The 23029-nt window shown below is 60.0% G+C and carries 19 protein-coding genes and 4 pseudogenes; 10 read left to right on the forward strand and 13 right to left on the reverse strand.

What is annotated here, in order from left to right; genetic code table 11:
- Positions 1-101 precede the first annotated feature (101 nt).
- Both AB4Y42_RS39430 and AB4Y42_RS39435 read left to right on the forward strand, forming a co-directional pair.
- On the forward strand, positions 102-440 hold the full coding sequence (locus tag AB4Y42_RS39430; RefSeq protein WP_368697314.1) for a helix-turn-helix domain-containing protein: 339 nt from the start codon (positions 102-104) through the stop codon (positions 438-440).
- Positions 441-1421: 981 nt separating this feature from the next.
- Positions 1422-1523: pseudogene (locus AB4Y42_RS39435) on the forward strand (IS6 family transposase); the annotation flags it as partial.
- Between the two features lie 286 nt (positions 1524-1809).
- On the opposite strand, the gene AB4Y42_RS39440 reads toward AB4Y42_RS39435, so the two are convergent.
- The 5 genes and pseudogenes from AB4Y42_RS39440 to AB4Y42_RS39460 form a co-directional block, all read right to left on the reverse strand.
- A complete protein-coding gene (locus AB4Y42_RS39440) occupies positions 1810-2598 on the reverse strand; it encodes an enoyl-CoA hydratase/isomerase family protein (RefSeq protein ID WP_368697297.1) in 789 nt (262 codons plus the stop codon).
- 29 nt (positions 2599-2627) lie between these two features.
- Positions 2628-3521 (reverse strand): alpha/beta hydrolase, encoded by an 894-nt coding sequence (locus AB4Y42_RS39445; RefSeq protein ID WP_368697298.1) that lies wholly within the window; start codon positions 3519-3521, stop codon positions 2628-2630.
- 33 nt (positions 3522-3554) lie between these two features.
- Entirely contained in the window at positions 3555-4727 is a 1173-nt protein-coding gene (locus tag AB4Y42_RS39450) for an alpha/beta fold hydrolase (protein WP_368697299.1), read from the reverse strand.
- Positions 4724-5314, reverse strand: a complete 591-nt coding sequence (locus AB4Y42_RS39455) for a transposase DNA-binding-containing protein (protein ID WP_368697300.1) — start codon at positions 5312-5314, stop codon at positions 4724-4726. Before AB4Y42_RS39455 ends, AB4Y42_RS39450 begins: the two co-directional genes overlap by 4 nt.
- Before the next feature lie 47 nt (positions 5315-5361).
- Positions 5362-5463, reverse strand: a pseudogene (locus AB4Y42_RS39460) (IS6 family transposase); the annotation flags it as partial.
- Between the two features lie 316 nt (positions 5464-5779).
- On the opposite strand from AB4Y42_RS39460, the gene AB4Y42_RS39465 reads away from it, so the two are divergent.
- The 7 genes and pseudogenes from AB4Y42_RS39465 to AB4Y42_RS39495 form a co-directional block, all read left to right on the forward strand.
- Entirely contained in the window at positions 5780-6070 is a 291-nt protein-coding gene (locus AB4Y42_RS39465; protein WP_368697301.1) for a transposase DNA-binding-containing protein, read from the forward strand.
- A 160-nt stretch (positions 6071-6230) separates the two neighbouring features.
- On the forward strand, positions 6231-6647 hold the full coding sequence (gene sdhC / locus AB4Y42_RS39470; RefSeq protein ID WP_368697302.1) for a succinate dehydrogenase, cytochrome b556 subunit: 417 nt from the start codon (positions 6231-6233) through the stop codon (positions 6645-6647).
- A gap of 3 nt (positions 6648-6650) precedes the next feature.
- Complete coding sequence (sdhD, locus tag AB4Y42_RS39475) at positions 6651-7019, forward strand: succinate dehydrogenase, hydrophobic membrane anchor protein (protein ID WP_368697303.1); 369 nt, start codon at positions 6651-6653, stop codon at positions 7017-7019.
- Between the two features lie 4 nt (positions 7020-7023).
- Positions 7024-8799, forward strand: a complete 1776-nt coding sequence (gene sdhA / locus AB4Y42_RS39480; RefSeq protein ID WP_368697304.1) for a succinate dehydrogenase flavoprotein subunit — start codon at positions 7024-7026, stop codon at positions 8797-8799.
- A gap of 23 nt (positions 8800-8822) precedes the next feature.
- Positions 8823-9524: a succinate dehydrogenase iron-sulfur subunit gene (locus AB4Y42_RS39485; RefSeq protein WP_368697305.1), complete on the forward strand. Its 702-nt coding sequence runs from the start codon at positions 8823-8825 to the stop codon at positions 9522-9524.
- Positions 9524-11272 (forward strand): NAD-dependent malic enzyme, encoded by a 1749-nt coding sequence (locus AB4Y42_RS39490; RefSeq protein WP_368697306.1) that lies wholly within the window; start codon positions 9524-9526, stop codon positions 11270-11272. The genes AB4Y42_RS39485 and AB4Y42_RS39490 overlap by 1 nt, the downstream gene beginning before the upstream one ends.
- Before the next feature lie 82 nt (positions 11273-11354).
- Positions 11355-11455 (forward strand): annotated as a pseudogene (locus AB4Y42_RS39495) (IS6 family transposase); the annotation flags it as partial.
- Between the two features lie 356 nt (positions 11456-11811).
- Here the strand turns inward: AB4Y42_RS39495 and AB4Y42_RS39500 are convergent.
- From AB4Y42_RS39500 to AB4Y42_RS39530, 7 genes and pseudogenes are all read right to left on the reverse strand, one after another.
- A complete protein-coding gene (locus AB4Y42_RS39500) occupies positions 11812-12162 on the reverse strand; it encodes a hypothetical protein (protein ID WP_368697307.1) in 351 nt (116 codons plus the stop codon).
- A 44-nt stretch (positions 12163-12206) separates the two neighbouring features.
- On the reverse strand, positions 12207-12422 hold the full coding sequence (locus AB4Y42_RS39505; RefSeq protein ID WP_342925490.1) for a hypothetical protein: 216 nt from the start codon (positions 12420-12422) through the stop codon (positions 12207-12209).
- The gene (istB, locus tag AB4Y42_RS39510) at positions 12419-13192 is read right to left on the reverse strand and encodes an IS21-like element helper ATPase IstB (protein ID WP_368697308.1); all 774 of its coding nucleotides are present in this window, start codon (positions 13190-13192) and stop codon (positions 12419-12421) included. Before istB ends, AB4Y42_RS39505 begins: the two co-directional genes overlap by 4 nt.
- Complete coding sequence (istA, locus tag AB4Y42_RS39515) at positions 13179-14678, reverse strand: IS21 family transposase (protein ID WP_342925492.1); 1500 nt, start codon at positions 14676-14678, stop codon at positions 13179-13181. The genes istB and istA overlap by 14 nt, the downstream gene beginning before the upstream one ends.
- Before the next feature lie 760 nt (positions 14679-15438).
- The gene (locus tag AB4Y42_RS39520) at positions 15439-16083 is read right to left on the reverse strand and encodes a hypothetical protein (RefSeq protein ID WP_368697316.1); all 645 of its coding nucleotides are present in this window, start codon (positions 16081-16083) and stop codon (positions 15439-15441) included.
- A gap of 62 nt (positions 16084-16145) precedes the next feature.
- Positions 16146-16391: pseudogene (locus AB4Y42_RS39525) on the reverse strand (IS6 family transposase); the annotation flags it as partial.
- Positions 16392-16925: 534 nt separating this feature from the next.
- Positions 16926-18701, reverse strand: a complete 1776-nt coding sequence (locus AB4Y42_RS39530; RefSeq protein ID WP_368697309.1) for an acyl-CoA dehydrogenase C-terminal domain-containing protein — start codon at positions 18699-18701, stop codon at positions 16926-16928.
- Between the two features lie 786 nt (positions 18702-19487).
- Between AB4Y42_RS39530 and AB4Y42_RS39535 the strand changes: the two genes are divergently transcribed.
- On the forward strand, positions 19488-21155 hold the full coding sequence (locus tag AB4Y42_RS39535) for an AMP-binding protein (RefSeq protein WP_368697310.1): 1668 nt from the start codon (positions 19488-19490) through the stop codon (positions 21153-21155).
- A gap of 856 nt (positions 21156-22011) precedes the next feature.
- Here AB4Y42_RS39535 and AB4Y42_RS39540 read toward each other — a convergent pair.
- The gene (locus AB4Y42_RS39540; RefSeq protein ID WP_368697315.1) at positions 22012-23007 is read right to left on the reverse strand and encodes an NAD(P)H-dependent flavin oxidoreductase; all 996 of its coding nucleotides are present in this window, start codon (positions 23005-23007) and stop codon (positions 22012-22014) included.
- Positions 23008-23029: the final 22 nt, after the last annotated feature.

Raw genomic sequence — 23029 nt, forward strand, 5'->3', positions numbered from 1 at the left:
CAGCATGAAATTTCCCGCTCAATTCCCAGTGTACTGGGAAGACAAATTATAGCGCCAAATGGAGAGTTCTCCCATTTCACTGGGAGAGAAATTTGGAGTTGGTGGAAGTCTTCGGCGCCGTGTTGCGCGAGTACCGTCTTCGCGCGGAGCTCACACAGGAACAACTCGCCTTTGAGGCCGATATACAGCGCAAGTACGTCAGCATGCTGGAGTTGGGCCAGCACCAGCCAACGCTGACTACGCTTTTCGCGCTTGCTGCCGCCTTGAAATGCTCGCCCAGTGAACTCCTCGCCGAAGTCGAACTGAAGCTCAAAAAAACACGTCGCTCGAACAAGAAAGCGGCGAATCCGGTCAAAACGCACGTGAACAATGCTACCGACCAAGGGCGTGCCAGCGAGGCGACCGATCGCCCACACCGGCGGCCGCGGCGCAGCAACTGAACCAGCACCCCTGCTATCCGAGTGAAGAACCAAAATTCGCGGCCCCAGAGCGCGTAACAGGTTCGTCGGAATTGCCTGCACGCTAGCGGGTCCACTTGCCACCACTTCTTGGCGCCCTTGCTGCTCGTCACATCAACCAAGAAGTGGAGAGGCCGGAGCGTTGAATCTCGATCAACCCGCTGACCCAATTGACGATAGCTGGCATGTCTCTGGTGGATCAGTTGGACTAGCTTCGGCGGCCGATCATGCACCGCGAGCATGTCGACCAACCGGCGAAGCGTGGTCCTCGACAGGGGAATGATGGCGCCGAACTCGGCGCCGGATACTGTAGGGCAGGTTCATGACGTCCGAGCGCTCGGTGACCAGCCCTTCACGTGTCTCACATATTGCCACCAGAAGCTGTTCTGCTTCTGTATGTAGCTCAATGAAGCGCATCGCGAGGCAGGAGGCCGCCACACAAAGCGCCTCCGCATCAACGTAATCGTTCCGCTTGCCAAATGGTGGATCGGACGATGTGCCGCGCGAAGGATCACAGAAGGGCGAATCGCTTGCCGTCGATGCAGGGTAAAACTGCCGCATGACGTGAACGCAAGGCACTCTAGTTGCTAGGGAAACTATGACGCTAGTTTAGCCATCCTTATTAAAACTTCGATCATTATATTTATGTAAAATTAGCCGCGCAGATGAAAACCGACAGGCTGCTCGCCCGGCCAAGAGCGCCGCAGTACCTCCTTGTCCCTTGTTTGTCCTTGTAAAACGCGCCATCATCAGAACATCCAAATCGAAACCCAACCGGCTAGCCGGGGAGAATGCATCTCAAGTGATTGCCGGTTTCGGCCTATACAGGAATAGGACGCAAAATTATTGAGCACTCGATGCTTAAGAGCAACGTAGATAGTGCAACGCTAGCGAGGCTGGAGTCAAACATACACCCCTGATGGCTCTGTCAGGTTGACGCACGGGTGGCGGTACAATGCAGCGATGAAGAAAACGAAATCGGTGTATCACGGTCACCGCTCCCCTGCCATCGTCATCGGCTGCGCGGTTCGCTGGTATTTCCGGTTCAGCTTGAGCCTGCGCGATCGTGGCAAGTCATCGTACGGCACCCCAGGAACGCTTCGCCACGTGGTATGACTGGACTGGAGCCGTCGCTATCGGCAAAACAATTTAATGAGGATGACTACCGTTATCTAACGCGTGCAGTCTACGTACGTCCACTTGACAAAGCCCCGGCGACGCTTGCCGAAGTGCGCACCGAGCCGGTGCGATATTTCCCGTCGCCGCCGTGCGCAGCGATCAACATCCGCTCGCTGATCTGGGTGTGCGGAGTTGATTGCTGCAGGTGACGTTTGCGCGCGTTTCTCCGGCCTCAGTGCCCGTTGAAATCCATCACCGGGCGCGCGCGGCCCGCGTTCAGCGCATCGACCGCGGAGCGAATCCCGCGCCGCGCGTCGTCGGTGTCGAACAACGGCATCGCGATGTCGAACATCGCTTCGTCCGCGGCTGCGACGCCGCCGACCGCCCACGCACGCAGCAACGCCTTGTGCGCGGCGTAGGCCCGCGTGGGTCCACGCCCAACCTTGCGTGCGAAATCGGACGACTCCTTCTGCAGGTCCACGTCGGCGACCACGCGATTTACGACGCCAAAGCGTTCCATCGTCGCAGCAGGGACTTTCTCCGAGGTCAGTGCCCACTCGGACGCGAGCGAGCGGCCTGCGCGTTCCGCGACCCGGTAGATGCCGCCCAGCACGGTGACGATGCCGAGCGTCTGTTCGGGATGCCCAAACGTCGCTGACTCGGCCGCGAAAATCACGTCCGCGCGCAGCGCCAGTTCGAGACCGCCGCCGAAACACAGGCCCTGCACGGCGGCGACCACCGGTATCGGAAGATGCTCGAAGCGGTTGAACACGGACATGTAATGGCCGAAGCGGGCACGCAGTTCGCGCACGCTTGCGTCGGGCCAGGTCAAGATGTCGCCGCCAAACGAAAAGTTTTCGCCTTCGCTGCGCACGAGCACCGCGCGCGCGTCGCTGCGCTCGATCGCGGTGACAGCCGCGGCCAGTTCGTTGACCATCTGGTCGTCGATGCGATTCTGTGGCGGGTGGTCGATGTCGATCGTGGCGATGTCGTTGTCGAAGCTGATAGTCAGGTGAGACATGAAGGAATCCTTGAACGTGAAAGAGAACGTTAGCCGAGGTGCTGCTTGAACCACTCGATTGCGGCTTCGCTGGAAAGACGGAGTTGCGACACATACGGATCGAAGTGTCCGCCTTCGATCGTAATGAGCCGCTTTGGCTGCAGCGCGCGTTCGTAGGCTGCGAGTTCGAGGTCGGTCAGCGTGATGGTGTCGCGCGTCGCGACCACCATCAGGAGCGGCGTCGGCGATACGCGTGCGATCCATTGACCGGGCTCGTACATGCGGGCGGCGCGCGTCGAGCGCACTGTGACGTTGTTTTCCCATGCGCCGTCAGGCAGCGGCTGCAGGTAGAAGTCGATGGCGTCCCTCGTGCGATACGAAGCGGAGGTCGCGGGATCGGCACTGACGACCGCCTGACGCCGGGGCGGCTCGCCGCGTAGTTGTGCGCGATCGTCGTCGGCGAACGCTTCCTCGATTACCGCCACGCTCTCCGGCGGAATACGGCGCAGACCCTGTTCGTAACCGCTGATCGTCGGCACCTGCGCGACGACGCAGCGCAGGCGCCGGTCGGTCGCGCCGAGCACGATCGCGTGGCCACCCGCGTAGCTCGTGCCCCAGAGGCCGATGCGCGCAGGATCGACGACGTCGAGCGTTTCGAGGAAGCTGATGGCGCGTCGCCAGTCCGCGACCTGACGCCACGGATCGATGTCCTGGCGCGGCGTGCCTTCGCTCGCGCCAAAGCCGCGATGATCGTGCAGCAGCACGACGAAGCCGGCTTCGGCGAACAAGCGCGCGAACGGCTCGAGCCCATGCTCCTTCACGCCGGCGTAGCCGTGTGCCATGGTGATCGCGGGCCGCCGTCCTTCACCTTGCGGAACAAAAAGCCAGCCGCGCAGCTTGACGCCGCCGTCCACTTCGAATTCCACCTCACTGCGTTGCACCATTTCAATCTCCTGGACTCTGGATGGGCACGCGGATCACGCGCCACGATAGAAGAAGCTTGTGTCGACCTGTCCTTGCAGGACACGAGCGAGTTCGGCCGAAAATTTCAACGCGCCGCCGAGCGGGCGATGATGAATCGCCACGTGAATGATCTTGCCTTGCGCGTTCTTCGTCAGCACCGTGATCCCGCGCATCTGCTCGCCGCCGAATGCCTGCACCTTCCATTCGAGGTAGTCGCGCAGTTCGTGCCGCGCCTCGTGCGTGAACGAGATGGCCTCGTAGATCTTGCTGGCCGCGGCCATCACGGTCTTGACCTGCTCCCTGCCGACGACGGGTTTAGCGAGCACGCTCGCTTCGAGCGTGACATTCGGGTCGAACGTATCGGCGAACGCATCCGCCGACTTGTGCTCGAACGCGCGGGTCCATCCTTGCGGCGCGACCGGCATGCCTGCCAGGTGCGAAGCCGCGCCGAGGTTCGCGAGAAACGCACCGACGATGCGCGCGAGCGCTTCCGGCTGTTCGACGTGTGGCCAGTGGCCTGCGTGCTCGATCGATGTGACGGTCGGCGCTTCGAAGCGCGGCGTCACGCCCGACGAGATCACCTCGGCGGTGACAAATGCGTCGCCGCCACCGCGAACAATCAGCACGGGGTCGCGGTATCGCGAGGCTTCGGCTCCCGAGGGATGGCCGTTGTTCCACAGATCGACAAAGGTGCCGACCGCCGCGGCATCGACGCGGTCACCCAGCTGGCCGAGACGTTCGAGTTGCGCACCGTCGAGCGTGACCGACAGATTGCGGCGCAACTCGCGCTGCGCGGCCGGATTGCTGCCGAGCGCACGGAACGGGCGCATCGCGTCGTCGGGCAGGCCGGCGCCGCGTAGCGGCACCGGCGTCAGCAGCACAAGGCCGCGGACCTGCTCGTCCAGTCGTTGGGCGACGAGTTCGGCGATCTGCGAACCCATGCTGTGCCCGACGAGCACGACCGGCCGCGACAGCGCGCGGACCTGGGTCGCGACGTCCGCTGCGAAGCGCTCGAGGCTGTACGGGCCGGGCTCGCCGGCGCGTGCGCCCATTCCTGAAAGATCGACACGCAGGGCGCCGGTCGTCTGGTCGCCCAGGTGCCGGACCAAGTCGTCCCACACGTCGGCGCCGTCCAGGAACCCGTGAATGAACACGAGCGAGGGCTGGGTCGGATGAGTCGGATTCATGCGTGTTCCCTGTTGAGTCGTTTGAAAGTCAGGACGTAGCGCCGGATACGGACCAGTTCGCTGCGTCGATGGGCGAATAGCCATCCTCGAATCCGTCGAGCCGGCCGACTCTCTGCTTCTGCAACTGCGTGAGCGTCTGTGGGTCGAGTGGCGTCGTGAATGCGTTTGTACAAAGCGATGGCAGTCTCAGTAACATAACGGTATGCGACCATCGTCTCCGGCCGCCCGTGACTGGCTCCGACCATACTTTCCGTCGGTTTCTCCGCGAATCCCATCAGCAGTCGCTTCGCGCTCATGTTGCGCCGCTCGTCGCCAAGATCATCCTCGAGTTCCTTGTCCGGCGCTGCACGATGCAAGTTAATTGAAGAGGGCAGAGGCCTCAAGCGGACGATGGTGTTGGCGATACCAAAACATGGTACGTGGCCCAACGGTGGGAAAAAGGGGATCGGTGCATCATAGGGCGCCGGTTGGCAAGCAGTGCGATGGATGGCTTTGTCAAGTTGATGTCCGTAGATTGTACGCATTAGATAACAGTAGTCATCCTGATTAAATCTCTTTTCCGATTGCGGCAGATCCAGTCCAGCCATACCACGTGGCGAAGCGTTCCTGGAGCGCCGTACGATGACTTGCCACGATCGCGCAGGCTCAGGCTGAACCGGAAATACCAGCGAACCGCGCAGATGATGACGACGGCAGGGAAGCGGTGACCGTGATACACCGACTTCGTTTTCTTTATCGCTGCACTCCACCGCCACCCCTGCGTCAACCTGACAGAGCGAGGCGTCAATATCGATAACTACTCTACGTTGAGAGAGGGGCATCGGTCCATTGCACAATGGTTTAGGTAAACCTTCGTACCCGTGGCACGAAGTGTCGTGTCATATGTAACCCAAAGTGCAATTGCGACTGCGCGGCGCTTACTTTAAATTCATTCGTAGGCTGAAGCCTTGTTGTGGGCTTCATGAAAGCAGCACACTTTGCCACCGCGAGAGACTACATGAAGGGCCCGTCGCGATGGTTGACACACAGAGGCCGAAGTCTGTGGGACTGACATGAACGCACTTAAGCTTGTTCTCCATCGCACTCCTTTTCGACCGGCGCATTTCGACGCAACGATCCCCGCTTGCGGACCGAAAGTAAACATACGATGGTCTGGTATCGCCAACACCATCGTCCATTTGAGGTCTCTTCCCTTTTCACCTAACTTGCATCGTGCAGGGCCGGACGAGGAACTCGAGGGTATTGATCTAGTCGACGAGCATCTCAACGAAAGAACGAAGCGACTGCTGATGAGATTCGCGGAGAAACCGACGGAGAGTATTGTCGGCGCCAGTCACGGATAAGCGCAGACGATGGCCGCGTACCGTTTTGTCACGTAGGTTGCCATCACGCCTTACCACAAACCGCTTTACGCAGCGCCGATTCATTCACTTAGCCAATCCCGGGCCGCATCCAGACTTTTGCGCCCCGCAGGAAGTCTCTAACACACAGTAGGTGTCTACCATGACAGAAGCCGCAAAGAAACCGAGGCCGGAATACCGGAACATCGGGCTTGGGCAGATATTGTTCGCATACCGCCTGCCTCTGGCCGGTCGTGTGTCGATCGGCCACCGTATCAGCGGTGTGCTGTTGTTCCTGTTCCTGCCTTTGATCTTGTTCCTGTTGGACCAGAGCCTCACTTCGGAGCTTAGCTTCGAGGTATTCAAGGGCTTCCTCTCCAACATCATCGTCAAGCTCATCGTGCTGGTCCTCGGGTGGGCGTTCCTGTTTCACTTCTGCGCTGGCGTGCGTCACCTGTGCATGGACTTCAACCATGGCCTCGTGAGCAAGGAAAAAGGCAAGTCGACCTCCCTCGTCGTCGTGATCATCTCCTCGGTCCTCACGATCGCCTTTGCGGCAAAACTCTTCGGAGCGTTCTAAAAAATGTCGGCTAAAAACGGTATCGGTCCGAAGCGCCACGTCGTCGGCGCTCACTACGGCATTCGCGACTGGATCGCACAACGCGCCACCGCCGTGATCATGGCGATCTACACGATCGTGCTGCTCGTCCTGTTCTTCGGCGCGCACGACTTCTCGTATGACGGCTGGGCCTCGATCTTCGCCGCGCAGTGGATGAAGCTCGCGACGTTCGTCACCCTGATCGCGCTGTTCCTGCACGCGTGGGTCGGTGTGCGTGACATCTGGATGGACTACATCAAGCCGGTCGGCCTGCGCATCACGCTGGACGTCCTCACGATCGCATGGCTGCTGGGCAGCCTCGGCTACGCCGCTCAGATTCTCTGGAGAGTGTAAAAGAATGGCTGCAATCAAGAATTCATTGCCGCGTCGCAAGTTCGACGTGGTCATCGTCGGTGCTGGCGGCTCGGGGATGCGCGCTTCGCTGCAACTCGCGCGCGCTGGCCTGTCGGTTTGTGTGCTCTCGAAAGTGTTCCCCACGCGTTCGCACACGGTGGCGGCGCAGGGCGGCATCGGCGCCTCGCTCGGCAACATGAGCGAAGACAACTGGCACTACCACTTCTACGACACGATCAAGGGCTCCGACTGGCTCGGCGACCAGGACGCGATCGAGTTCATGTGCCGTGAAGCGCCGCACGCCGTGTACGAACTCGAACACATGGGCATGCCGTTCGACCGTAACGCCGACGGCACGATCTACCAGCGCCCGTTCGGCGGCCACACGGCCAACTACGGCGAGAAGCCGGTTCAGCGCGCCTGCGCTGCTGCTGACCGTACCGGCCACGCGCTGCTGCACACGCTGTACCAGCAGAACGTCGCCGCGAAGACCACGTTCTTCGTCGAATGGATGGCGCTCGACCTGATCCGCGACGCCGACGGCGACGTGCTCGGCGTGACCGCGCTCGAAATGGAAACGGGCGACGTCTACATCCTCGAAGGCAAGACCACGCTGTTCGCCACGGGCGGCGCGGGCCGGATCTTCGCGGCATCGACCAACGCGTTCATCAACACCGGTGACGGCCTCGGCATCGCAGCCCGCGCGGGCTTCGCCCTGCAGGACATGGAATTCTGGCAATTCCACCCCACTGGCGTGGCCGGTGCGGGCGTGCTGATTACCGAAGGCGTGCGCGGCGAAGGCGGCATTCTGCGTAACTCGAACGGCGACCGCTTCATGGAGCGTTATGCGCCTACCCTGAAGGACCTGGCGCCGCGCGACTTCGTTTCGCGTTCGATGGGACAGGAAATCATTGAAGGCCGCGGCGTCGGTCCGAACAAGGATCACATCCTCCTCGACCTGTCGCACATCGGCGCCGAGACGATCATGAAACGTCTGCCGTCGATTCGGGAAATCGCGATCCGGTTTGCGAACGTCGATCCCATCAAGGCACCGATCCCGGTCGTGCCGACCATCCACTACCAGATGGGCGGTATTCCGACGAACATCAACGGCCAGGTGGTCGGCACGTCGAAGGGCCACAAGGATCCGGTCAACGGCTTTTACGCTGTGGGTGAATGCTCGTGCGTCTCGGTGCATGGCGCGAACCGTCTGGGCACGAACTCGCTGCTCGACCTCGTGGTGTTCGGCCGCGCGGCCGGCAATCACATCGTCAAGCACGTCAAGGAAATCAAGGAACACAAGCCGCTGCCGGCCGACGCCGCGGATTTCGCACTGTCGCGTCTGGACAGGCTGGAAAAATCGACTTCGGGTGAATACTCGCAGGCGGTCGCAGGTGACATCCGTTCGACGATGCAAAAGCATGCCGGCGTGTTCCGCACGGAGCAGCTCATGGCTGAAGGCGTCAGCAACATTAAGGAAGTTGCCGAGCGTGTCAATGACGTGCATCTGAAGGACAAGTCGAAGGTGTTCAACACAGCGCGCGTCGAAGCGCTGGAACTGGCAAACATGATAGAGGTGGCACGCGCCACGATGGTTTCGGCCGAAGCTCGCAAGGAAAGCCGAGGCGCGCATGCGCCGAGCGAACACAAACAGCGCGACGACGAAAACTGGTTGCGCCATACGCTGTGGTACAGCGATGGCGATCGTCTCGACTACAAGCCGGTTCAGATGCAACCGCTTACCGTTACAGCGGTTCCCCCCAAGCCGCGCACCTTCTAGTCGAGGAATTAAAGGAAACGACCATGGCAAAACGCACCTTCGAAATCTACCGCTATGACCCAGACAAGGACGCAGCGCCGCACATGCAGACGTACGAGCTGGAAATCACGCACGAGCGCATGCTGCTCGACGCGATCGTCAAGCTGAAGGCTCTCGATGAATCGCTCGCGTTCCGCCGTTCGTGCCGTGAAGGCGTGTGCGGTTCGGACGCGATGAACATCAACGGCAAGAACGGCCTCTCCTGTCTCACGAACCTGAACGACCTGCCGCAGAAGATCGTGCTGCGTCCGCTGCCGGGCCTGCCCGTCGTGCGCGACCTGATCTGCGACTTCACGCAGTTCTTCAACCAGTATTATTCGATCAAGCCGTACCTGATCAACGACACGCCGCCGCCGGAAAAAGAACGTCTACAGTCGCCGGAAGAGCGCGACGAACTCGACGGCCTGTACGAGTGTATTCTGTGTGCAAGCTGCTCGACCTCGTGCCCGAGCTTCTGGTGGAATCCGGACAAGTTCGTCGGTCCCGCAGGTCTCCTGCAGGCCTATCGCTTCATCGCGGACAGCCGCGACCAGGCGACAGGCGAGCGCCTCGACAACCTGGAAGATCCTTACCGTCTGTTCCGTTGCCACACAATCATGAACTGCGTCGACGTTTGCCCGAAGGGCCTGAACCCGACGAAGGCGATCGGCAAGATCAAGGAACTGATAGTTCGCCGCGCGGTTTGATGCTGCGTACCCAACGGCCCCAATCCCTGCACGAGGTTTCCATGTCAGATGTGTCCTCCCCCGACGCAGCAAAAGCCTTCCTCGATACTTCACTTTCCGGTTACGAACTGCTTGCCGACCCGCTCCTGAACAAGGGCACTGCGTTCACCGAATCGGAGCGCAACACGTTCGATCTGCTCGGGCTCTTGCCGCCCAATATCGGCACACTCGAAGAACAGGTGTCGCGCCGCCTCCAGGTGCTGCGCAGCTTCGCGACGGACGTCGAACGCTTCGCATTTCTGCGCGATCTGCAGGACACCAACGAGACGTTGTTTTTCGCCATGCTCGTGCAGAATCTCGAAGAACTTCTGCCGGTGGTCTATACACCGACCGTCGGCGCCGGCTGCCAGCAGTTCAGCCGCCTGTTCCGCAAGCCGCGTGGCCTCTTTCTGAGCCTGCCGCACAAGAAGCGGATAGAGTCGATCCTCGCGCACGCCCGCTTTGACAACGTTGAAGCCATCGTGGTGACGGACGGCGAGCGCATCCTTGGCCTCGGCGATCAGGGTGCGGGCGGCATGGGCATCCCGATCGGGAAACTGGCGCTCTACACGGGATGTGGCGGCCTGCATCCCGCGACGACGCTGCCGATCATGCTCGATGTCGGCACCGACAACCCGGATTGTCTGAGCGATCCGCTTTACATAGGCTGGCGTCACGAGCGCGTTCGCGGCGAGGAATACGACGACTTTGTCGAAGCCTTCGTGACAGCCGTCACGAAGCGTTGGCCCCACGTCTTGCTGCAGTGGGAGGATTTCGCCAAGAACAACGCGACGCGCATGCTCGAACGCTATCGCGACCGTCTATGTACCTTTAATGACGATGTGCAGGGCACGGCCGCAGTGGCGACAGGCACGCTCCTGTCCGCCGTCAACGTGACGGGCGTGCCACTCACGGAGCAGCGCATTGCCGTGATGGGTGCGGGCTCGGCAGGCTGCGGGATTGCGAGCCTGATTCGCAAAGCGATGATTGATGCGGGCCTGCCTGAGAGCGAAGCTGACAGGCGCTTTTTCATGGTCGATCGCGACGGGCTCCTGGTAGACGGGATGGATGGCATCGCATCGTTCCAGCAACCGTTCCTGCAGGATAAGGTGGCCATCGCCAACTGGACGCTCGATCATCCAGACCGGATCGGGCTGCTCGACGTCGTACGCAATGCCAGGCCAACCGTGTTGATCGGCGTGTCGGGCCAGGCCGGTGCTTTCTCCGAAGCCGTTGTTCGCGCCATGGCCGCAAACAACGCGCGCCCTGTGATATTCCCGCTTTCCAATCCCACCTCGCGCGCGGAAGCCACGCCCACCGATTTGGAAGCCTGGACCGAGGGCCGGGCGGTCATTGGCACAGGCAGTCCGTTTCCGCCGCTCGATCGCAACGGCGCGAAATTCAAGGTCGATCAGACCAATAACTCCTACATCTTCCCAGGCGTGGGTCTCGGTGCAATCGCGGTCAAAGCGTCACGGGTAACCGACCAGATGTTCATGGCGGCCGCGAAAGCGCTCGCTGCGGCGTCGCCGTCACGCAGCGATGCCAGCAAGAACCTGTTGCCACCGGTCTCGTCATTGCGTGACGTGTCGTTCACGGTCGCCCTTGCGGTGGCGCTGCAGGCTCACAATGAAGGTCTGACCCAAGGGGTGAATACCGACGAGATAGAAGGCCTGATTCGCAGCAAGGTCTGGATGCCGCGTTACCTACCCTATCAGCGGATCCCGTAGCGGTTTCGGGAAGGGTGGAGATGGTTGCCCAGCGGCTAAAGGATCTGTCAGGTTGACGCAGGGGTCGCGGTAGAATGCAGCGATGAAGAAAACGAAATCGGTGATCACGGTCACCGCTTCCCTGCCGTCGTCACCAGCTGCGCGGTTCGCTGGTATTTCCGGTTCAGCCTGAGCCCGCGCGATCGTGGCAAGTCATCGTACGGCACTCCATGAACGCTTCGCCACGTGGTATGGCTGGACTGGAGCCGCCGCAATCCGCAAAGCGATTTAGTCAGGATCACTACGGTTATCTAACGTGTGCAGTCTACGTACGTCAACTTGAAAAAAACCCGGCGACGCTTGCCGAAGTGCGCACCGAGCGGGTGAGATATTTCCCGTCGTCGCCGTGGCGCAGCGATCAACATCCGTTGAAATAGTCGAACACAACTTCGCCAAAGCTCCAGCGTGTGGTCCGCCACGGGACGCACACCTTCACGACCTCGAAGGTCCCGGCGCAACTCCCGGCAGCACTGCGCCAAACGGCTTCAGCCCCCACGGGATCAGACCTGGATGTCGGCGTAGTCGATACCAGTCAGCACACCCAGATGAGCAACTGTAGTGAAATGCGACTCTTGCTTCGTATCGATGTTCAGCTCGCGGACGTTGCCGCCCAGATCGGTCACAGATGCGCGGCGCCCTCGTGCGTCCAGAGACACGCCGATGCCTTCCTCCAGTCCCCTTGCGACCACCTGGTGATCGACCAGTCCGGACGCCGTGATTTTTGCGCGATTTAGTGTATTTCCGTTACACGTATCGTCGCCACGGTCAGTCCAGTACAGTACGCCATCGCGTGTTAGCGCCGGTGTAAATCCGACGTTAAACGACGACGCAAGGTTGAGCGAATCACTCAAGAACAAAGGGGCCGCGCAGGCCCCTTCGTCGTCAATGACATCGATCAGAACGGCGGATCGCGCTCGTTGAGCGGTAGCTCGTGTTGCCGGCGGTCTTCACGCAGGACCCGCTGCATGTCGGGCAGATAGCGGGCGCAGATCACTTCACGCAGGTCGTCGAGCAGTTCGAACACGGCGAGCGCCTGCTCGGGCGTCCAGTCGTCGGGCACGACGAAGCTCAAGCCGCGCGTTCGGCCGGAAGGCAACAGCGGGGCTTTCATGAGGTCTCGCCTGCCTTTGCCGATCTGCCGGGACTGCGGTGGCGGGCGCGTTTGTCAGCCCGCTCGCGGGCTTCCTTCAAGCGGTACGATTCGCCTTCGATCGAGATGACCTCGGCCAGATGCACGAGGCGATCGACGAGCGAGACGACGCAAGCGGCGTTCGGGAACACTTCATGCCATTCGGCGAACGGTCGATTCGATGTCACGATCGTGCTGTTGTTCTGGTATCTGCGGCTGATCAGTTCGAACAGCAGATCCGCATGGCGATTCGAGTACGAGAGGTAGCCGACCTCGTCGATTACAAGGACGTCGGGGGCAGCATAGCGACGCAAGCGCCGGCGCAACGTTGAATCGCTATCGCGCGCGGCCAGTTCGCCCAGCATGTTGCCGGCGGTGGTGAACAGGACCGTGTGCCCATGCACGAGCGCCTGATGCGCGATGTTCTTCGCTAGCGTCGACTTGCCCACGCCGTTGGGGCCGATGAGCACAACGTTGGCGGCGTCCTTCATGAACCCGAGCGTCATCAGCTCTTCGATAGCGCCGCGATCGCATCGTGACGGCCAAGCCCAATCGAAGTCGCACAAGGCTTTGAAGCCGCCCAGATGCGCTTCCTTGATGCGCCGCTCGAGCGAGCGACGGGCTCGCTCGTCTTCTTCCCACTGCACGAGCGGGGCGACCCACGGCTCATGCGCGACTTCCGGCCAGTGGGCCAACAGCCCATGCAAGCGTAATTCCTGCGCGCGCGTACGCAATGATTCAAGCGAGATCATCGGAGCCTCCGGCAAGTTGGTCGTAGGTGTCGAGCCGGTGTGGTCGAACCGGCGTGTCCTTCTGGCGCACGTGCGGCGGCAGACACACGGCAAGCGGCGGCGGTAGCTGCTGCTCTTCGCGGCGGCGCTCCAGCGCCAGGCGCACGGCGTTCGGGTGCGGTACGCCGCTCTCGAGCGCATCTCCGATTGCGGCCTGCAATTGCGCGGCGCCGTATCGTTCGAGCAGACGCAGCAACGCCGCCGTGATGGTGCCCAGATTCGCATTGCGTTCAGCCGCGCGGCGCAGCAGATCCTGACTGGCCGGTGCTGCCTTAGCCAGGCGATCCATGCCGCGATGATGACGGGCCTCGCGTTTGATGCCGATGAGCGTCTCGATGTGAACAGGCTCTTCGATTTGCGCGCCGCGATCGAAACTGCGAACGTGGTGCGCTATGACTTCAGCGCCGTCGAGCACGCGTACCTGCTCGAGATCGGCGCGTACCGTGAGCGTGCGTCGCACGTGCGTGTGCGGGATCGAGTAGTCGTTCAGATCGAAGCGCACGTAGGGCGTCTTGCCGACTTTGACGGCGAGCGTTTCCTCGACGGGATACGGATTCTCCGGTAGCGCGAGCAACGTCGGCTGCTCCTGGGCAAACGCTTGACGCACACTGATCGTCCGATCCTCCGGACAGGGGCGATCGGCTGCCTGCGTGCGGCACCAGTGTTCGGCTTGCGCATTCAGATCGTCCAGATCGGTGAACTGCCTGGCCGCGAAGAACGCGTCGCGGACATGACGAATCGCGCGTTCGACGCGGCCCTTCTCGTTGCCGCGCGCAATCGCTACCGGTCTGGGCTCGAAGCGATAGTGCGCGGCGAAGGCGAGCAGCGTCGGATGGAAACGAATGGCATCCCCTTGGCGTTCGAGCACGGCGCTCTTGAGGTTGTCGTAGAGAATCACCCTGCCGAGCCCGCCCCAGCGCGTGAATGCACCGATATGACCGCGCAGGAAGTTCTCCATGCGCGCGTCGAAGAAGAAGCGCAGATACAGATCGCGCGAGTACGAGAGCACCATCACGAAGGCCATCAAGGGCCGGCGTGCACGACCGATCTGCAAGTGACCGAAGTGCCCCCAGTCGCATTGCATCTGTTCACCGGGCAAGGTGCGCAGCCGCAGGTACGCTTCGGCCAGCGGCCGTGGCCGGTGCAGCGAGATCAGATGCCGGAAGTGCGTAGGGCCGCCCTGATAGCCGCGCTCGCGCACCATGCCGTAGAGGCGGCTGGCAGTGAGCGTTGGATACTTCTCCAGCGTCTGGCGGATGAACGGCAGATATGGCTCGATCATCGAAGAGCGTGGCGCCGGTCCATGACGAGGCAGCCCTGCCTGTGCGAGCACCCGTTTGACGGTGTCGCGATGCACGTGCAGTTGCCGCGCGATGGTGCCGCAGCGCCACTTCTCGACATGATAGAGCCGCAGGATATGGGCTTCGAGTTCAGCGTCAATCGTCACCTTTAGAGCCTCCCCTCAATCGGTAGATGGAATGGAGAGCTCGACGGCGCAGCGGGCCAAGGCGTACGAACGGCGAACACGCATTGCCGCATAGGTGGCAATGCGTCGCCGCCGGCACCGATGCCGTGACGCAATGCTGAGCCACAGCAGCGCGCATCGAGTCCGCAGGCAGTAGAGCACTGGGCGCCGTCGCTGGTGAACCGTGATGCGTCACTTTATTGAGTCGTGCCCGGTAACGTCGGGCGCGCTGCGCATGGGCAAGACGTCCACGGCGAGAGTGCTGGTAACGCTGGGCCGCTTCGCGCAGACTGGCGCGGCGAGCCGCCTGGGCACAGCCGTTGGCGCAATAGATCTGGCCGCGATCACAGCGGCGACAAATGAACACCTGCGCCCGACAGCGGGCGCACAGAAAGAAGCGGCCCGTGGGCTGCATCGGCGGTCCCCATGGAACGCCGAAGGCAGGTCGTATCGACAGGGACCACCAGCCGTGGAATACTGCGGCTGCACGTGTGCCTGTGCCTGGCCCCATGCCTTGCATATGTCCTGTGTGGCGCGGCCCCGGGGTGAACTTGGCGGTTTGACCGGTGTCGCGCCGGTAGTTTCTTCGGCGGTATGCCTTTCTACCGCAACCGCTGCGCACCGTCATCCTTCACCGCGCTTTGCGCGTCTGCACTCGCCCTACGGGCTCCTTACGCCGCGCAAAGCGTCATCAATGCCCGGCGGAACCTTCCCTGAACATCGCCTGGCAATCCCCGGTCGCTTAACGGCTCAATTCCATGACGCCGTCGTTTAGTGTCGGATTTACACCGGCGCTAACATCGCGGTGATTTGATATCGAGATCGATCGGTTCGGGTAGATCGGCCAGCAAACATTCGACATCCGGGCGCTGATCGGCTGTCGCACCAAGCGGCAGCTCAATGCCAGCCCTGAAGATGCGGCCTTCTCCGGCATCCGGCGGTCCTTTTGAGACCAATAGACGCATCCGTTCGCCTTATCCAATGCGATGCCTACGCAATGGCGGGTCGCGTCGCCCGTATGTTCCGGGAAACGCCCGGTGCGGACGAGTTCTGTCACCTCCGTACCGTCCAGCCGCGCGCGCATGACCCGCATGCCTTCGCGATCGCACCAATAGAGATGACCGCCCTCCTTGTCCAGCGCCAGTTCCTTGGGCGCTCCGGCGAGACCGGAGGGCACCAGCACACAATGCTCCTTTCCATCCGCCTTCGCGCTTTCGATCGTTCCGTCGTTCGGGGGAACTGCGCCGGAAGCCGGATCGCTGTCGACCAGATGAATGCCAGTTCCCATGTTAGTCCAGTACACCACCTGGTTTTCAGCATCAACCTTGATCCCGTCGGGCGTGCGCGTAAGATTCGCGATAACGACCTCGTGTGAACCGTCCGGCAACAGGGCGATGATCGCTGGTGGACGTGCCTGCAGGACATACAGCGTACCGCCATTCTTCGTAGCTTGTGCCTGAGAAACGCTTTTTCAAACAGCGGCACGAGCTTGATGACCCACCGATAAACGGTCGAATGATCGAACTCGAAGCCGCGCTCGACAATCATCTCCTCCAGGTCGCGCAGACTCAGCGAGTACGCCACGTACCAGCGCACGCACAGCAGGATCGCGTCCAGCGGATAGTGCAACCGCTTCAGTACCTTGCCAATCCCGGCGGGCAGTGTCTTGCGGGGCGTCTTCGTCTTTGCCATCATGCGTGCTCGCGCGTTCCGATCCGACCCATTCTACGTGCTCGCGCTACTGCGACAGAGCCGCTAATCATGCATGTGCTAATGCTGCAGCGTTGAACTACAGACGCCGCCTGCAGAGCTAGGCAACACTGCACCCCACCCCGCCGATCGAAGCGAACAGATTGGCCGCCTGGCGAATGCCCGCAAGCGACTCAGAGTAGGAGACTGTCCTAAGGATCGCATAAGCGGCGCGCGTCATGATCGTCGTTAGAGCGGATGCGTTCGGCAATTTCGTCGCTGACTGGACAGAAACGACATATACGCATCGAGCACCGCAGCGCTCATCAAACGGCTTCCCGAGCTCGGAGCGCTCGATATCGGCTTGGTGCTGCCGAGGAACAGAACTAAAGGATTGCATCGGTTGTGCTTTCCTTAGGTTGTAGTGACAGCAGCAGTTTCGACGACTTCCGCATTGCAGCCTGCGACAGCCAAGCGCACTCCGTCGACAAAGTGCAGCGCAACCGGCTCTGCGGAAGTGTTTGCCAGTTGTATTCCTTATCAGTCAAGACCCAATGCCGGATCCATGGCTGCAGCAGAACCCGAGCTGAGTTCACTGCACAGTGCGAGGTGCTCGGGAAGCAAACGTTGGTAGTAGAAGCGCGCTGTGGCCACCTTTGAAGCATAAAATGCGTCGCCTGCGGCGGCCTGGACGACCGAGGCCTTCGCTGCATGAGCCCACACCCAGGCCAGAAGAACGTGCCCCACAAGCCGCAGGTATGCCGTCGCATTCGCTCCGGCGACATCCGGATCGTCCCGGCACATATCAACAAGCAATGCGGTCGCTTTAGTAGCGCGCTGGAAAAGATCGGCTAGTGGGCCGACGAACTCCTGCAGTTCCTTGCTCGCCGTGTTCTCCTCGACAAACTGACATACCAGACCGAGGAGACTCGACATACGGGCCCCGCCATCCCCGACTACCTTCCGGCCCAGGAGATCCATCGCCTGGACCCCGTTTGTTCCCTCGTAAAGTGCGATGATCCGGACGTCGCGTGCATGCTGTTCGACGCCGTTCTCACGGATATACCCGTGTCCACCGAAAACCTGCATTGCGAGGAGCGTCGAATCCATGGCGAGGTCACTGCCCAATGCCTTGATCACCGGAGTCAGCAGAGACAGATGTTCTCCAGCCACACGCCCCGTGACATCGCCGGGTTGCTCACGCTGCACATCGGCAAGACGCGCGGCCCACAACGCGAGCGCCCTCATGCCTTCGATTCTCGCCTTTTGCGTGGCGAGCATGCGCCGCACGTCCGCGTGCCTGACAATCGCCTCCGCAGCGCCGTCTGCCTGGCGCACGGGCGTCCGCCCCTGCAATCTCTCTCGTGCGTAGTTCAGGGCCTTTTGATACGCCGCCTCCGCGACACCAGTGCCAACAACCCCCACCAAAACTCGCATGTAGTTCATCTGAACGAACATACCGGCCAGACCCTTGTTCGGCTCACCAACTAGCCACCCCCGCGCCCCGTCAAAGTTGATGGTACACGTGCTATTCCCGTGGATTCCCATCTTCTCCTCGATGGAGCCGCAGGTCACCGGGTTTCGTTGCCCAACCGAACCGTCCGCGTTGGGCAGGAACTTCGGGACAACGAACAGAGAAATGCCCTTTACCCCGGACGGCGCATTGGGCAGCCTGGCAAGGACGAGGTGCACGATATTTTCGGTAAGGTCTTGCTCCCCTCCCGAGATAAAGATCTTTGTTCCCGTAATGACGCACGAACCATCCGCTTGCGGTTCCGCCCGGGTACGCAGCAACCCAAGGTCGGTGCCTGCGTTCGGCTCCGTCAGGCACATCGTCCCTGCCCACTCGCCTGTAGCCAGCTTCGGCAGATAGATCGCCTTCAGCTCTGGCGATGCGTTGGCCTCGACGTTGACATACGTCGCATGCGACATGGCCGGGTACGACGTCCATGCCATATTGGCGCCGCCGAGAATCTCCTCAACGGCCACTTCGACGACGCCCGACATGCCAAGACCACCATACCCGGGACTGCACGCCAGTCCCGCCCAGCCGTTCTCACGAAATTGTGCGTACGCCTCTCGATACCCGGGCGGCGTCTTGACTACGCCCGGCATAGGCATCGTGCATCCGCTCACGTCCCCCACACGATTAAGAGGTGCGATTACCTCTTCCGCAAACTGCCCGGCCGCCGTCAGTACCTGCCCGACCGTTTCCCAGTCAGCTTCATCCTCGCCTGCAGCCTTAAACGGCAGAGCCGGCAATAGCTCCTTCATGACAAACTGCAGATCGCGCAGCGGTGCGGTGTAACCGGACATTCCAGCGTCTCCTTATTAATAAGCGATTGTTTTTCAATACAATACTGTAGGCGGCACTAACATAACCATCCAAACTTGCTGAGGTGCTCCGTCGATATCACGATTCATCCAAGCAGGATTCAGACTACGTAACTCAGTCTTTGATTCCAAGGGCATTACCCATTCGATGGCAGAAAATCCCAGGCTCTTTCATGGAGCCGGCAGCCTCGGTACCACCGCGCCTGAAGAGGGACACCGAGAACAGATAACCTTCGGACTTCCGACAACCAACTGCGGCGAAACCATGAGAGGAAGCGGACGTCCAGTTAGGACAGCGTGAGCACCCCACATACCCCCAACCGATTAACCCGACCGGTTTTCCGGCCTCACTGAACAGTTCACCGGCAGACGGCGGTTCGCGGCTTCCAGACACCGCCCCTTACTCGGAAGGCCTCTTCCAACGCAACGCCAGATCGCGCGCACTGATGCCAGACGACTCTGCCGCAACAGGTAGAACCGACTGCCCGGTGAACCGCATCGGCACCATAGATAAACGACCGTTAATTTATGGTACGGATCCGTTCACGCGATGTCAAGCAAAGGCGACGCAAGAGTTGCTTTAGCTGACAGACGCATACCTTTAGCTTTCACGCTAGTGGTTGTCAGCATTCGGGGTAACCCTATTGACATAACCCAAGTCCATAACATAATTTTCGTTTACTTAACCATCGTTCATCAACTGGTCGTGCGCAGCGACTTAAATTGCGTGAGACGCCCCAAGAACACCACACAAGCAGAGGGAATCACATGGACAAGACACGTTGGCACCGCTCTTACCCCCCGTATGTACCACGCGAGATTTCGCTCGACGACCACGAAACCTTAAATTCTATGCTGGAACGCTCGTTCGCACGATACGCAGAACGCACCGTCGCCACATGCCTCGGGGAAATGCTGACTTATGCGGACCTGAATCGACTGTCAACGTATTTCGCAGCTTTCCTGCAACAGTCGGGACTAACAAAAGGTGATCGCGTCGCGCTCGTGCTCCCGAACGGCCTACCGTTCCTTGTTGCGATGACCGCCACGCTTCGCGCGGGTTTCATCGTTGCTGCCGTCAACCCGCTCTATACACCACGAGAGCTAGCACAGCAACTCAGCGACTCTGGCGCCGCCTGCGTGGTCGTTGCGGAAGCGTTCTTGCCCATCCTAAGAGAGGCATTGCCGCAGCCAACCATCCGCCGTATCGTAATTGCACCGCCAGTGGGGCTTCGCGAAGTAGCTCGTCGGCTAGATTCGTCTGCCGCGAACGCTACGCTCGTTTCCCGCGGTGCTTCTCCCGGCCAGGAACTAGAGATCGACCTAGCTGCCGCATTGGAAGCGGGTCGCCAAGTTCCGATTGACGCAACAAAGGTAGAACCGACGGACATCTCTTTTCTTCAATACACATCCGGTACAACAGGCGTCTCAAAAGGAGCCATGTTGACGCAACGCAGTATGGCCGCAAGCGTGTCACAAATACTCGCTGGATACCGCACGTTGCTGGAGGGCGGCGCGCCGTCCGTCGTCACACCTCTGCCTCTGTATCATATTTATCCCCTTGCCATGACATTCGCAGCCATATGCATCGGCATGAAGAATCGCTTAATCGTGGATCCACGAGATGTGCAGACCGTCGTAGGCGAAATGTGCCGGGAACCATTCGAGATGTTCCTGGGTGTGAATACGCTTTTTAATTCATTGGCTAGCGCCGCCGATTTCGGAGAAATCGATTTTTCTCGGACGAGACTCGTCTTCGGAGCAGGCGCTCCCGTGCAAGACGCCGTAGCGCGCCGCTGGTCGGAGGCCGGTGGGCCGGCCATAACCGAGTGCTATGGACTCACCGAAGCCTCACCAACAGTCTCGCTGAACCCTCCAGGATCTAGTGGCACGATCGGCCTTCCAGCCCCATCCACCGACGTGCGAATCGTCAACGCACAAGGTCAGGAAGTTGAACTGGGTGAAGCGGGCGAACTGCTTGTCAAAGGCCCTCAAACGTTCGCGGGGTACTGGAATCGTGCCGATGCGACACACGAGGCCTTTACCTCCGACGGATGGTTAAGGACAGGTGACGTAGTGAGTATGACCGCGGACGGCTACATGCATCTTGTCGACCGTAAAAAGGATCTAATCCTGGTCTCGGGATTCAACGTCTATCCAAACGAAATCGAGACGGTCGTAATGATGCTGCCCGATGTTCACGAATGCGCCTGCGTAGGTGTCGCCGACGAACGGACAGGGGAAGCCCCTTGCCTCTATGTCGTGCCCAAGTGCGCCGACGTCACCGTTGAGCAAATTATGATCCATTGCCGGAAAAACCTGGCTGCTTACAAAATCCCACGTCACATTTCGATGGTAACGTCTCTCCCGAAATCCGCAGTCGGTAAAATACTTCGAAAAGACCTGCGTCAGCAACACGAGTCGCGATTGCGGTAACTGAAGTGCACCATGGTAGCGTGCCAGATCGCTGAATGGAAACCTGTTTCCGGCAACACGGCGACGGCACGCACCCACCAACCATGTGCTTGAGTCAGTTGAACACGCAGTACCATCGCACCGCGCAACTGATGATCTCCGCAGAGAAGCGGAAACCGTGATTCGGGGTCTTGTGTTTCGTTCCGACCGCCACTTTACTGCTGGCCTCGTGGGAAGGATGCAGTAAAAGAACTCCGAAATAGGTCGCGCACTTACCTTACCCGAAGACTACATCCCTCCTGGCTCCCCAGCGCATGCAGCGACACGTATCTGACTCGATCGCAACGCTGCGCTGGCGAATTGCTGCCCAAATTGCCATACGCCTGCAGAGATGACCGTATTGCTGCGTTACGGCAATGACCTCATTAAACACCAGCACTAGGATTGATACAGCGTTTCACAATCGATTGACAACAAACCTCGACATTAAGGATACCCGATCAGCACACCGCAAACGCGATTAGTATCCGCACGAGCTCAATTTGAGCTCGTAAATACGACCGCGACATGTTAAACCTCTCATTTTCACTCGCTATCAGGCAACAAATGAGGTGAATAGAGCGTGGCAACACCGATTACCCAGATCTTTCAATCATCTAGCAAACCAATACCAATAATGCGACTCGCGGAAGTCGCATTATACGGGGCGTCGCTATCGCTAGACAGAACACGTATTCCCGATGCGCGATCGCCCCGCAATGCGGACAAAATCTTCCCCACCAGTCGCACATGACTGAGTCACCCTATGAGAATCCTCGCGGCTCAAGTTGCGTCGCTTCAATGTAACGAAAGCAGGTGCTCAATTTCCATTGCCGGATCAAACCGTCTCCAATGAGTTCCGCTGCACCGACGGTTGGAGGAAACCCGAGAGACGGTCGCGTATCAATTTTTCAGCGTCTGACACAATTTGGTCAATCAACTCCTTGACGGTCGGTATGTCGTTAATCAAACCAACGACCATGCCGCAGCTCCATGCGCCCGCGTCCATCTGACCTTCAACCATCACCTTCGGGTACACGCCAGCAACCTGATCGAGAATGTCACTAATTTGCAGCTCGTCCCCCATCTCGCGTTCGATTTGGATTAGACGATCAACGCCAGCGTTCTTGAGCACGCGCTCGGTGTTCTTGAGGCCGCGCATGACCAGCTTTGTGTCAAGCTCCGTTGCTTCTACGATCGCTTTCTTGACATTTTCGTGTACGGGAGCTTCTTTCGTCGCGACGAAACGCGTGCCCATGTTGATGCCGTCCGCGCCGAGCGCGAGGGCTGCAACCAGGCCGCGACCATCGGCCATGCCACCCGAAGCCACGAATGGGATCTTTAGTTCCTGAGCCGCGCGCGGGAGTAAAATCATGTTCGGGATATCGTCTTCGCCCGGGTGTCCACCGCATTCAAAGCCGTCCACACTGACCGCATCGCAACCAATGCGTTCTGCTTTAAGCGCGTGTCGAACTGACGTGCACTTATGGATTACCTTGATCCCTGCAGCTTTCAGGGCTGGCATGTGCTCCTCGGGGCTACGACCAGCAGTCTCCACAATACGAACGCCGCCTTCCGCGATGGCAGCGATGTATTCCGGATACGGCGGTGAGGTAAAGGACGGCAGGAATGTCAGATTCACGCCAAACGGCTTGTCTGTCATTTCACGACACCGCGCAATTTCTTTTGCGAGAAGCTCAGGGGTCCTCTGCGTCAACCCTGTGACGATGCCTAGCAGGTTGCGGAAATACGCCCCCGGCGGAAGCTGCCTTCCTCGATTTACGCGCCCACCGTCTCCAAATCTTTCGCATTGTGCAATTTCAACGCGAATCAACCTTGTTTTAAGCGCTGTGGGG

It is taken from the genome of Paraburkholderia sp. EG286B (assembly GCF_040965655.1).
GTDB lineage: Bacteria > Pseudomonadota > Gammaproteobacteria > Burkholderiales > Burkholderiaceae > Paraburkholderia.

Excerpts from the sequence above, each read along its gene's own strand:
- AB4Y42_RS39465 (WP_368697301.1), top strand. The coding sequence starts at position 5,780 with ATGAACGCACTTAAGCTTGTTCTCCATCGCACTCCTTTTCGACCGGCG.
- AB4Y42_RS39450 (WP_368697299.1), bottom strand. The coding sequence starts at position 4,727 with ATGAATCCGACTCATCCGACCCAGCCCTCGCTCGTGTTCATTCACGGG.
- AB4Y42_RS39535 (WP_368697310.1), top strand. The coding sequence starts at position 19,488 with ATGGACAAGACACGTTGGCACCGCTCTTACCCCCCGTATGTACCACGC.
- AB4Y42_RS39485 (WP_368697305.1), top strand. The coding sequence starts at position 8,823 with ATGGCAAAACGCACCTTCGAAATCTACCGCTATGACCCAGACAAGGAC.
- AB4Y42_RS39530 (WP_368697309.1), bottom strand. The coding sequence starts at position 18,701 with ATGTCCGGTTACACCGCACCGCTGCGCGATCTGCAGTTTGTCATGAAG.
- AB4Y42_RS39445 (WP_368697298.1), bottom strand. The coding sequence starts at position 3,521 with ATGGTGCAACGCAGTGAGGTGGAATTCGAAGTGGACGGCGGCGTCAAG.
- istB (WP_368697308.1), bottom strand. The coding sequence starts at position 13,192 with ATGATCTCGCTTGAATCATTGCGTACGCGCGCGCAGGAATTACGCTTG.
- sdhA (WP_368697304.1), top strand. The coding sequence starts at position 7,024 with ATGGCTGCAATCAAGAATTCATTGCCGCGTCGCAAGTTCGACGTGGTC.
- AB4Y42_RS39440 (WP_368697297.1), bottom strand. The coding sequence starts at position 2,598 with ATGTCTCACCTGACTATCAGCTTCGACAACGACATCGCCACGATCGAC.
- AB4Y42_RS39505 (WP_342925490.1), bottom strand. The coding sequence starts at position 12,422 with ATGAAAGCCCCGCTGTTGCCTTCCGGCCGAACGCGCGGCTTGAGCTTC.
- AB4Y42_RS39490 (WP_368697306.1), top strand. The coding sequence starts at position 9,524 with ATGCTGCGTACCCAACGGCCCCAATCCCTGCACGAGGTTTCCATGTCA.
- AB4Y42_RS39455 (WP_368697300.1), bottom strand. The coding sequence starts at position 5,314 with ATGGCTGGACTGGATCTGCCGCAATCGGAAAAGAGATTTAATCAGGAT.
- sdhD (WP_368697303.1), top strand. The coding sequence starts at position 6,651 with ATGTCGGCTAAAAACGGTATCGGTCCGAAGCGCCACGTCGTCGGCGCT.
- sdhC (WP_368697302.1), top strand. The coding sequence starts at position 6,231 with ATGACAGAAGCCGCAAAGAAACCGAGGCCGGAATACCGGAACATCGGG.